Annotated in this window: 10 protein-coding genes; 4 read left to right on the top strand and 6 right to left on the bottom strand. The window is 68.2% G+C overall.

Features of this window, described 5'->3' with window-relative positions:
• The first annotated feature begins 96 nt into the window (after positions 1-96).
• Complete coding sequence (locus J2X52_RS14965) at positions 97-1,035, top strand: ArsO family NAD(P)H-dependent flavin-containing monooxygenase (protein ID WP_310155037.1); 939 nt, start codon at positions 97-99, stop codon at positions 1,033-1,035.
• Between the two features lie 159 nt (positions 1,036-1,194).
• Complete coding sequence (gene arsC / locus J2X52_RS14960; protein WP_310155034.1) at positions 1,195-1,599, top strand: arsenate reductase (glutaredoxin); 405 nt, start codon at positions 1,195-1,197, stop codon at positions 1,597-1,599.
• Here the strand turns inward: arsC and J2X52_RS14955 are convergent.
• On the bottom strand, positions 1,562-1,885 hold the full coding sequence (locus tag J2X52_RS14955) for a metalloregulator ArsR/SmtB family transcription factor (protein WP_310155031.1): 324 nt from the start codon (positions 1,883-1,885) through the stop codon (positions 1,562-1,564). The two genes, arsC and J2X52_RS14955, sit on opposite strands and share 38 nt — an antisense overlap.
• Positions 1,886-2,167: 282 nt before the next feature.
• On the opposite strand from J2X52_RS14955, the gene J2X52_RS14950 reads away from it, so the two are divergent.
• Together J2X52_RS14950 and J2X52_RS14945 are read left to right on the top strand one after the other, a co-directional pair.
• Positions 2,168-2,566: a YeeE/YedE family protein gene (locus J2X52_RS14950; RefSeq protein WP_310155059.1), complete on the top strand. Its 399-nt coding sequence runs from the start codon at positions 2,168-2,170 to the stop codon at positions 2,564-2,566.
• The gene (locus J2X52_RS14945) at positions 2,563-2,979 is read left to right on the top strand and encodes a DUF6691 family protein (RefSeq protein WP_310155028.1); all 417 of its coding nucleotides are present in this window, start codon (positions 2,563-2,565) and stop codon (positions 2,977-2,979) included. The genes J2X52_RS14950 and J2X52_RS14945 overlap by 4 nt, the downstream gene beginning before the upstream one ends.
• A gap of 115 nt (positions 2,980-3,094) precedes the next feature.
• Here J2X52_RS14945 and J2X52_RS14940 read toward each other — a convergent pair whose 3' ends face one another.
• From J2X52_RS14940 to hflX, 5 genes are all read right to left on the bottom strand, one after another.
• Positions 3,095-4,387, bottom strand: coding sequence for an adenylosuccinate synthase (locus tag J2X52_RS14940; RefSeq protein WP_310155025.1), 1,293 nt, complete (start codon positions 4,385-4,387; stop codon positions 3,095-3,097).
• A 1,012-nt stretch (positions 4,388-5,399) separates the two neighbouring features.
• Positions 5,400-5,594, bottom strand: a complete 195-nt coding sequence (locus tag J2X52_RS14935; protein WP_310155056.1) for a DUF2065 family protein — start codon at positions 5,592-5,594, stop codon at positions 5,400-5,402.
• A 4-nt stretch (positions 5,595-5,598) separates the two neighbouring features.
• Positions 5,599-6,462: a protease modulator HflC gene (gene hflC, locus J2X52_RS14930; RefSeq protein ID WP_310155022.1), complete on the bottom strand. Its 864-nt coding sequence runs from the start codon at positions 6,460-6,462 to the stop codon at positions 5,599-5,601.
• Complete coding sequence (gene hflK / locus J2X52_RS14925) at positions 6,459-7,646, bottom strand: FtsH protease activity modulator HflK (RefSeq protein WP_310155018.1); 1,188 nt, start codon at positions 7,644-7,646, stop codon at positions 6,459-6,461. The genes hflC and hflK overlap by 4 nt, the downstream gene beginning before the upstream one ends.
• A gap of 185 nt (positions 7,647-7,831) precedes the next feature.
• Positions 7,832-9,154, bottom strand: coding sequence for a ribosome rescue GTPase HflX (gene hflX / locus J2X52_RS14920; RefSeq protein WP_310155015.1), 1,323 nt, complete (start codon positions 9,152-9,154; stop codon positions 7,832-7,834).
• Positions 9,155-9,169: the final 15 nt, after the last annotated feature.

Raw genomic sequence — 9,169 nt, 5'->3', positions numbered from 1 at the left:
CTGGGTTACAAATCGCCTGATCAATACGAAAAGCAGTTCAATCGCCTAGGGTATGTGCCCTAGGTTCCTTGTCCGAGAAACCCGGGGCACTCCACCTTGACCCTGTTTTCTCCGTCGACGTGGAGCTCGATTGCAGGCAGGCAGATGGCCGAGCGCCACGACGGCTATGCCTCGCGCGACGATGTGCTGGACTATCTGGCCGACTACGAGGCGCATTACGCGATCCCGGTCGAACGTCCCGTTCGGGTGGAATCCGTGCATCAGAGCGATGGCCGCCTTGTCGCGGCGGCCTCGGGTCGCCGCTGGTCGGCGCGCGCGATCGTCAGCGCCACCGGCACCTGGCGCAATCCCTTCGTGCCCCGGTATCCCGGCGCCGACGACTACACCGGCGAACAGATCCACTCCGCGCATTACCGCGCTCCGGACCGCTTTGCGGGCAAGAAGGTGCTGGTGGTGGGCGGCGGCAACTCGGGCGCGCAGATCCTCGCGGAGATCTCGCGGGTGGCCGACGCGCGCTGGGTCACCCAGCAACCGCCAGCGTTCCTGCCCGACGATGTCGACGGCCGCGTGCTGTTCGCCCGCGCGACCGAACGCTGGAGAGCGCAGCAGGCGGGCCGCGAGATCGAGGTGCCCGTGGGTGGGCTGGGGGACATCGTCATGGTGCCGCCGGTACGGGATGCACGCGAACGGGGCGTGCTCCACGCGGTCGCGCCCTTCGAGCGCTTCACCGCCACCGGCGTGATGTGGGCCGACGGCCGCGAGACACAGGTGGACGCCGTGATCTGGTGCACCGGATTCCGGCCTGCCCTGGACCATCTGCGACCGCTGGACGTCCTCGAGGCCGACGGTCGGGTACGTGTCGAGGGCACGCGCGCGGTGAAGTGCCCGCAGCTCTGGCTGGTCGGCTACGGCGACTGGACGGGGGCGGCATCGGCCACCCTGGTCGGCGTCACCCGCTCGGCCAGGGACACCGTGGCCGGCATCGGCGCTGCGCTCGATCCGACGGCTTCGACGCGGCACCACGCCCGGACGTGACCGGCCGAAGAGCAACGCGAACCCCGGAAGCGCGGACTGGCGTTCTGCATCACGGCGAGCCCGCCCCGCAGCTGCGCGCCTGCAACGCTGATCCGCTCGACGGCGGCCGCGAACGCGGGGACGGCCTGAGTGCGACATCAATCCGATTCGAGGACATCCATGGACGCGACCATCTACCACAACCCTGCCTGCGGCACTTCGCGCAACACGCTGGCACTGATCCGCCATGCAGGCATCGAGCCGACGGTGATCGAGTACCTGCGTGACCCGCCGTCGCGTCAACAACTCGCCGCGATGATTGTCGCCGCCGGCATCGGCGTGCGCGACGCGCTGTGCCGCAAGGGCACGCCCTACGACGCGCTCGGCCTGGACGATCCGGCGCTGGGCGATGACGCGCTGCTGGACGCGATGCTCGCGCAGCCGGTGCTGATCAACCGCCCGTTCGTGGTCACCGGCCAAGGCACGCGGCTGTGCCGGCCATCGGACGTCGTGCTGGAGATCCTGCCGCCGCTGACCCAGCCCTTCATCAAGGAAGACGGCGAGATCGTCCGGCCTGCCGGCTGACTGCAGCGTCGCCACAATAGGCGGCATGCAAGGCCTCGAGCACGCCGACGGCCGGCCCGTCGGCGAGGGAGTAATAGATCGACTGCGCTTCGCGCCGGGTGTGGACCAGCGTCATCTCCCGCAGTACGGCCAGGTGCTGGGACAGCGCGGATGCACCGAGACCGGTGATGGGCTGCAGTTCGCCCGCCGAGCGCTCCCCTTCCACCAGCTGGCACAACACCAGCAGACGCGCCGGGTGGGCCAGGGCCTTGAGCAGGCCCGCGGCCTCGCCGGCGTAGGCCGCCATGTCGTGCGCCGAAGCCGGGGCGCCGGGGGGCAGGATGGAGGACACGGGCATCGGCATCGGGCTCGCTTGACAGGGACGATGGGGGCTTCTTAATTTAGGACTTTCTAAATTACATGGAAAGCCCATGCTGGCGCCTCGGCCCCTGCCATTCGATGACGCGCGCGACGCGGCCGGCGGCGCCCCTGCCCGCGGATCCTCGCCGGAAGCCAATGGCATGCAGTGCCCGGGACTGCCGCGCGCCCTCGACCAGGACGCTAGCCGGTGACGTGGCTGCCTGCACTGATGGGCGGCGTGTTGATCGGACTCGCCGCGACCCTGCTGCTGTGGCTCAACGGACGCGTGGCCGGTGTGAGCGGGATCCTTGCCGGGGTCCTGTTTCCGCGTCGCGGCGAGGTGGCCTGGCGGATCGCGTTTCTTCTCGGGCTGGTGGCCGCAGGCGGCGTGGCGGTCATGCTGCTGCCGGGCATCGCCACCCCACGCAGCGGCTTTCCGCCACTGACGCTGGTGGCCGCGGGCCTGCTCGTCGGCTTCGGCACCAGCCTCGGGAGCGGCTGCACCAGCGGGCACGGTGTGTGCGGCTTGGGCCGCCTGGCGCCGCGTTCGCTGGCAGCGGTGCTGACCTTCATGGTCACCGCGATGGTGACGACCTGGGGGATGCGTCACCTCGGAGGCTGGGCATGAAGCGCATCATCGCCGCGGCGTTCGGCGCCGGCGCACTGTTCGGCACGGGCCTGGCGCTGTCGGGCATGACCGACGCGCGCCGGGTGCTCGACTTCCTCGATGTCACAGGGGACTTCGACCCCACGCTCGCCTTCGTGCTGGGCGGCGCCGTGATCACCACCCTGCTGTTGTTCCGTCCGGTGCTGCGGCGCGGCCGTCCGCTGTTCGCCGACGCATTCCGCCTTCCGGACCTGCGCCACATCGATGCGCGCCTGCTTGCCGGCGCGGCGCTGTTCGGCATCGGCTGGGGCCTGGCGGGCTATTGCCCCGGCCCGGCGTTGGTGGGTGTGGGCGTTGGTTCGATGGAGGCCGCCTGGTTTGTGCCGGCGATGGTCGCCGGGATCGTGCTGCACCGCTTGTCCCGCCGCGGCTGAGGGCACTCACAACAGCGGCCACGAAAAAGGCCTCGCGGGTGCGAGGCCTTCGGGCTTCATGGCGCGTAACGCACCACTTCAGAGTGCGGCTCCGCACCCGGACGGCACTGCTTGATCAGGCGAATGGATCCTGCAGCACCATCGTGTGCGCACGGTCGGGGCCGGTGCTGACGATGCTGATCGGGCAGCCGGCCAGTTCTTCCAGCGCGCGCAGGTAGGCGCGCGCCGCGGGGGGCAGCTTGTCCCACTCGGTGACGCCGTGGGTGTTCTCGTCCCAGCCCGGGAATTCCAGGTACACCGGCGTGCACTCGTCCCAGCCGGCGGCATCGAGCGGCGCGTACTCGGTGCGCTTGCCGCGGTATTCGTAGGCGATGCAGATCTTCAGCGTCTTCATGCCGTCGAGCACGTCGAGCTTGGTGATGCACAGGCCGGAGATGCCGTTGATAGCGACGGCGCGCTTGAGCGCGACGATGTCCATCCAGCCGCAGCGACGCGGACGGCCGGTGGACGCGCCGTATTCCTGACCGCGGTCGCGGATGCCCTGGCCGATCTCGTCGTCGAGCTCGGTCGGGAACGGACCACCGCCGACGCGCGTTGCATACGCCTTGGCGATGCCGAGCACGTAGTCGATCGCGTCCGCGCCCACGCCGGTGCCGGCGAGTGCGCCGCCGACGGTGGTGTTGGAGCTGGTGACGTAGGGGTAGGTGCCGTGGTCGATATCGAGCAGTGCGCCCTGCGCGCCTTCGAACAGCACGCGCTTGCCCTGCTTGCGCAGGTCGTGAAGGATGCCGGCCACGTCGGACTTCATCGGCTCGACGTAATCGCCGAACGCCAGCGCCTCGTCGTAGGTCCTCTGGAAATCCACCGCTTCGACGCCGAGGTACTTGGTCAGCACGAAGTTGTGGTAGTCGAGCGCGGTGCGCAGCAGTTCTTCGAGCTGCTTGGGGTAATGCAGGTCGGCCACGCGGATGCCGCGACGCGCCACCTTGTCTTCGTAGGCCGGGCCGATGCCGCGGCCGGTGGTGCCGATGGCCTTGCCGCCGGCGGCCTTCTCGCGGGCCTGATCGAGGGCGATGTGGTACGGCATGATCAGCGGCGTGGCCGGGCTGATCTTCAGCCGCGAACGCACTTCGACACCGGCGGCTTCGAGCTCGCCGATTTCCTTGATCAGCGCAGCCGGGCTGAGCACCACGCCGTTGCCGATCAGGCACAGTGCGTCGTCGCGCAGGATGCCGGAGGGGATGAGGTGGAGGACGGTCTTCTTGCCGGCGATCACCAGCGTATGGCCGGCATTGTGGCCGCCCTGGAAGCGCACGACGGCGCCGATGTCCTGCGTGAGCAGGTCGACGATCTTGCCCTTGCCCTCATCGCCCCACTGGGCGCCGATTACGACGACTGACTGACCCATCTTGTGACTCCTGATATCGCATTGCGGCCATCGGGGCCGCAGGAAGGGACCGGTCAACCTTGCGCGGGGATTGGCCGCTCCATCGGGGAGACGACCGCCTCGCAGGGCCGGACACGGAAAAAGCCGGCAGTCCCCTCATGCGAGATGGCCCGTCCGGCTTTTCCGCATTATCCGGATAAGGGGGGACGGGGGCCACCTGTTTCTGGGGCGCGTTCATGGGGATGGAGGGTCGATCGGTAGCGCCCCGACCCTCACCCGACGCGCAAAGCGCGTCGGCCTCTCCCGGAGGGAGAGGCCTTGGGTTCCGACGTGCGTGATGTTCCAGCGGACTCTGGATTCACGATTGCTGACGTATGCAGCCGCCTGTTGAGCCCCTCTCCCCTCGGGAGAGGGGTTGGGGTGAGGGCTGACGCGCGCGGGAAAGCTCGAATTCGCAGCCGGATTGCCGCCATTGGACTTCGCTTGGCCTACCGATCTACGAGGCCTCTATGCGACGGGCCTCTGTCCTTCCCGACATGGGTGCGCGTCGCCGCACCGAATATGCGCCGCTCGTTTCAGGCAAAGGCGCTGGGTCACGGCCTTCGCCGGGACGACGGTCGCGCGGCATGGATGGCCGACGACCAACCGGGTGGCCACAGGTCGTCGCGGCCAGCACAGAACCGCCCCATGTGGGTTCGTGACTCTAAGTAGAGCCCGCAGAGCGCAGAGCAAAACCAAGATCGATCCCAGCGTTCGCTGGGATGACGGTCAGGGGCGCCGACGACTGGTCGCCGCCGCTGTCTGCCGCGCGTCGCCCCAGCGAACGCTGGGGCCCATTTTGGTTTGGCTCCACGTGACGGTGGCGAGCGGAGGGCGGGTTTGGCTGGATCGCAGCGTTCGCTCGGCTCGGATGACGATTGACCCGACGCGGCCTCAGTGGAACGCGCTGAAGGCAGCTTCAGAAACAGAAGCAGAAGCACTCAGTGAATCGCTCTCGTGCCAGCTCAACCGCCGCATGGGGAATCCCGCCCCATCAACCCCGCACGAAATACAACGCAAGCAAGCCAACCGCCAACACGCCTGCGCCGATGCGGCGCAGGGTGGTGGTGGGCATCGTGAGCATCTGCTCGGCGTTGCGCTTCCAGAAGCCCGGGATGGCGAACAGGATCAGGCCTTCGAGTACGAACACCAGACACAGCGCCGCCCACAGATCCGACATCAGGCGCAGGCCATCAACGATCGCTGCGCATGTACTGCAGGAAGGGATCGTTGCGCTCGAGCACGATCACGCTGTCGCCCTTCTCGAACGCGGCGCGGTAGGCCTCGAGGCTGCGCTGGAACGCATAGAACGACGGATCGCGATTGGCCGCCTGGCCATAGATGCGCGCGGCCTCGGCGTCGCCTTCACCGCGCAGGGTCTGCGCGTCGCGCTCGGCTTCGGCGAGGATCACGGTCTGCTCGCGATCGGCCTGGCCGCGGATCGCGCGGGCGCGTTCCTCACCTTCGGCGCGCAGTCGCGTGGCCACTTCCTGGCGCTCGGCGCGCATGCGGTTGTAGACCTGCTGGATCACCTGGCTGTCGGTCGGCAGGTCGATCTGCTTCAGACGGATGTCGATGATGCGCATGCCCAGCGACTTGGCCGCCTCGTTGATGCCCGGCAGCTGGCGCTCGACGAACTCCGAACGGTTGCCCGAGACGAGTTCGGTCAGCGTGCTGGCGTTGATCTCGTTACGCAGCGAGTTCTTGATGATCGGCTCGAGGCGCAGATTGGCATCGGACTCGTTGCCGGACGTGGCGCGGTAGAACGCGGCGACGTCGCTGATGGCGACGATGGCCACGAAGTCCACGCTGACGTCCTTGCGCTCGGAGGTCAGCGAGCGCTCGGGCGAGAACGCGCTGGCGTTGAAGCGGCGGTCGAACACGCGCGCCGATTCGATCAGCGGCACCTTGAAATGCAGGCCCGGGCCGATGTCGGTCCGCGCCACGCGGCCGAGGTTGAGCACCAGGGCCACCTGGCCTTCACGGACTACGTAGACCGAGCCCATCAGGCCCAGCAGCACGATGATGATCAGGGGAATGACGAAATTGAGTCTCATCGGGTGGCTCCTTCACGCGACGGGCGCGGCAGCGTGCGCGCGGGCGCGGCCGGCGTCGCAGTGCTGTTGTTGCTGCGCGTCGCCTCGACGGACGGCGACAGCACTTCCGGCGGAATCAGCGAAGGCGCGGCTTGACCACCGGTGCCCTGCCCGGCCATCGGCACGTAGATCAGCTGGCGGCCGTCGCCACCGACGACGATGCGGTTGTCGGCCAGCACGCTCTGCACGGTTTCCAGCCACAGACGCTTGCGGGTGACCTCCTGCGCGCCGGCGTAGGCATCGACCAGCAGCGAGAAGCGGGTCGCGTCACCGGTGGCGCGGGCGATCTCGGCAGTCTTGTAGCCTTCGGCCTGCGAGCGGACACGCTCGGATTCACCGCGCGCCTCGGGCACGATCTTGGCGGCGTAGGCGCCGGCTTCCTTGACCAGCTGCTCGTTCATCTGCTGCGCGCTGTTGACGGCGTCGAAGGCGTCCTTGACCTCTTCCGGCGGACGCGCGTCCTGCAGGTTGAGTTCGTTGACGAACAGGCCCGTGCGGTAGCTGTCGAGCGAGGCCTGCAGGGAGGTCTGCGCCGCGGTCGAGATCGGGCCACGCGCATTGAGCGCGGCGTCGAGGTTGACGCGACCGATCTGCTCACGCACGGCGCTGAGCGCAGTCTGCTCGAGCATCTCGCGGGCATTGCGAGTGCCGAACAGGTACTGCACCGCATCACCGACGCGATACTGCACGTTGAACGACACGATGACGATGTTCTCGTCGCGGGTCAGTACCGGCACGGTGTTGCTGAAGGACTGGACCGTGGTCGCGTCGACCTTGGTCACGCGCTCGACCGGCCACGGCAGCTTGAAGTTCGGACCCGGCTGCATGACGCGGGCGACCTGGCCGAAGCGGAGCACCACGCCGCGCTGGGTTTCACCCACCAGCACGAAACAGTTGAGCAGCAGCACGATGACCACGACGACTGCGATCCAGCGCAGCGGATTGCCGCCACCGAAGCCGCCACCGAAAAGCCCGCGGAGCTGGTCGAGGATGCGGTCGAAACCACCACCGCCACCACCGCGCCCGCCACGGCCACCGCCGCCGGTCCGGCGTGGCGGCCACGGATTGCGCTCGCCCTGATTTCCGGAATCCTTGCGGTCCGGAGAATCCTTGTCCTTGTTGTTGCCGGGAATGTTCCAGGCCATGCCTGCTCCAGTTCTGGGCGCGCAGCCTGCGTCGGCAGCGGCGCGAGGGTCGCATAGTCTAACCGGCTCGCGCCTGTCGCAGGCCACGTACCGGAGGTCATGCCGGGAATACCTGTGGGGGCGGTTTCGGTTGCGATCGGGCTTTCCCTGGAAAGCCTGTTCGCGCGCCAGCGCGCCCCTACAGATCAATAGATGGTGTCGTCTTCGTCCGGAGGCAAGAGCGCGCGCAGCGGTTCGCCATCCGGCTGTGCAGCCAGGCGCGCCGCATCCGCATGGGCGAGGTCCACCTGCAGCAGCCAACCGGACTCGTCGAGCGTTTCCTCGCGCACGCCTTCCAGCGCATGCAGACGGGCATGCAGGCGACCGGATTCGGGCGGCAGGCGCACTTCGCCGGTCACGCGACGGATGCCGAGCCGGCGCGCCAGCGCTTCCGACAACAGGTCGAGGCCCAGTCCGTCGCGCGCGGAAATCCACACGCTCTCGCGCACGGCGTCATCCGCCAGCGCGCTGGGATCCTGGTCGTAGCGCGGCGTCGCGCCCTCGATGCGGTCGATCTTGTTGAACACCAGCAACTGCGGCAGGTCGCCGGCGCCGATCTCGGTCAGCACCGCATCGACCTGGGCGATACGCTCGTTCCGCAGCGGATCGGCGGCATCGATGATGTGCAGCAGCAGATCTGCCTCGCGCGCTTCGCTCAACGTGGAGCGGAAGGCGGCGACGAGCTCGTGCGGCAGATCGCGGACGAAGCCGACGGTATCGGCCAGCACCACGCTGCCGCCGGACAGGTCGACGCGGCGCACGGTGGGATCCAGCGTGGCGAACAACTGGTCGGCCGCGTAGGCATCGGCGCCCGACAGTGTGTTGAAGAGCGTCGACTTGCCGGCGTTGGTGTAGCCCACCAGCGCCACGCGTGGCATTTCGCTGCGGACGCGCGCGCGACGCATCTGGGTGCGCTGCACTTCCACCTTGTCCAGACGCGCCTGCAGCTGTTCGAGCCGCTTCTGCAGCAGCCGACGGTCGGTTTCGAGCTGGGTTTCACCCGGGCCGCGCAGGCCGATCGAACCACCGCGCTGACGTTCCAGATGGGTCCAGCCGCGCACCAGACGCGTGGCCATATGGCGCAGCTGCGCCAGTTCGACCTGCAGCTTGCCTTCGTGGCTGCGGGCGCGCTGGGCGAAGATGTCGAGGATCAGACCGGTGCGGTCGACCACGCGTCGCTCGAGAAATTTCTCGAGATTGCGTTCCTGGCCCGGCGTGAGCCGGTGGTTGACCAGCACCAGATCGGCGCCGGTCGCCTCGGCGGCGGCCTTGACCTCGTCGAGCTTGCCGCTGCCGAACAGCGTCGCGGCATTGGGCTTGTCGATGCGGGCCGGAATGACCGCGGCGACGCGGGCACCGGCCGAGCGGGCGAGTTCGGAAAATTCTTCCAGCGCGCCTTCGTCGGCCGGGCCATGCGAATGCGGCTGGATCAGCAGCGCGTTTTCACCCTTGCGGGAGCGTTCGAACAAAAGAGTTCACACCTC

The sequence above is a fragment of the Luteimonas sp. 3794 genome (genome assembly GCF_031456825.1).
GTDB lineage: Bacteria > Pseudomonadota > Gammaproteobacteria > Xanthomonadales > Xanthomonadaceae > Luteimonas.
The sequence above is the reverse complement of the archived record's forward strand: the minus strand, read 5'-3'. Positions and strand labels throughout refer to the sequence as shown.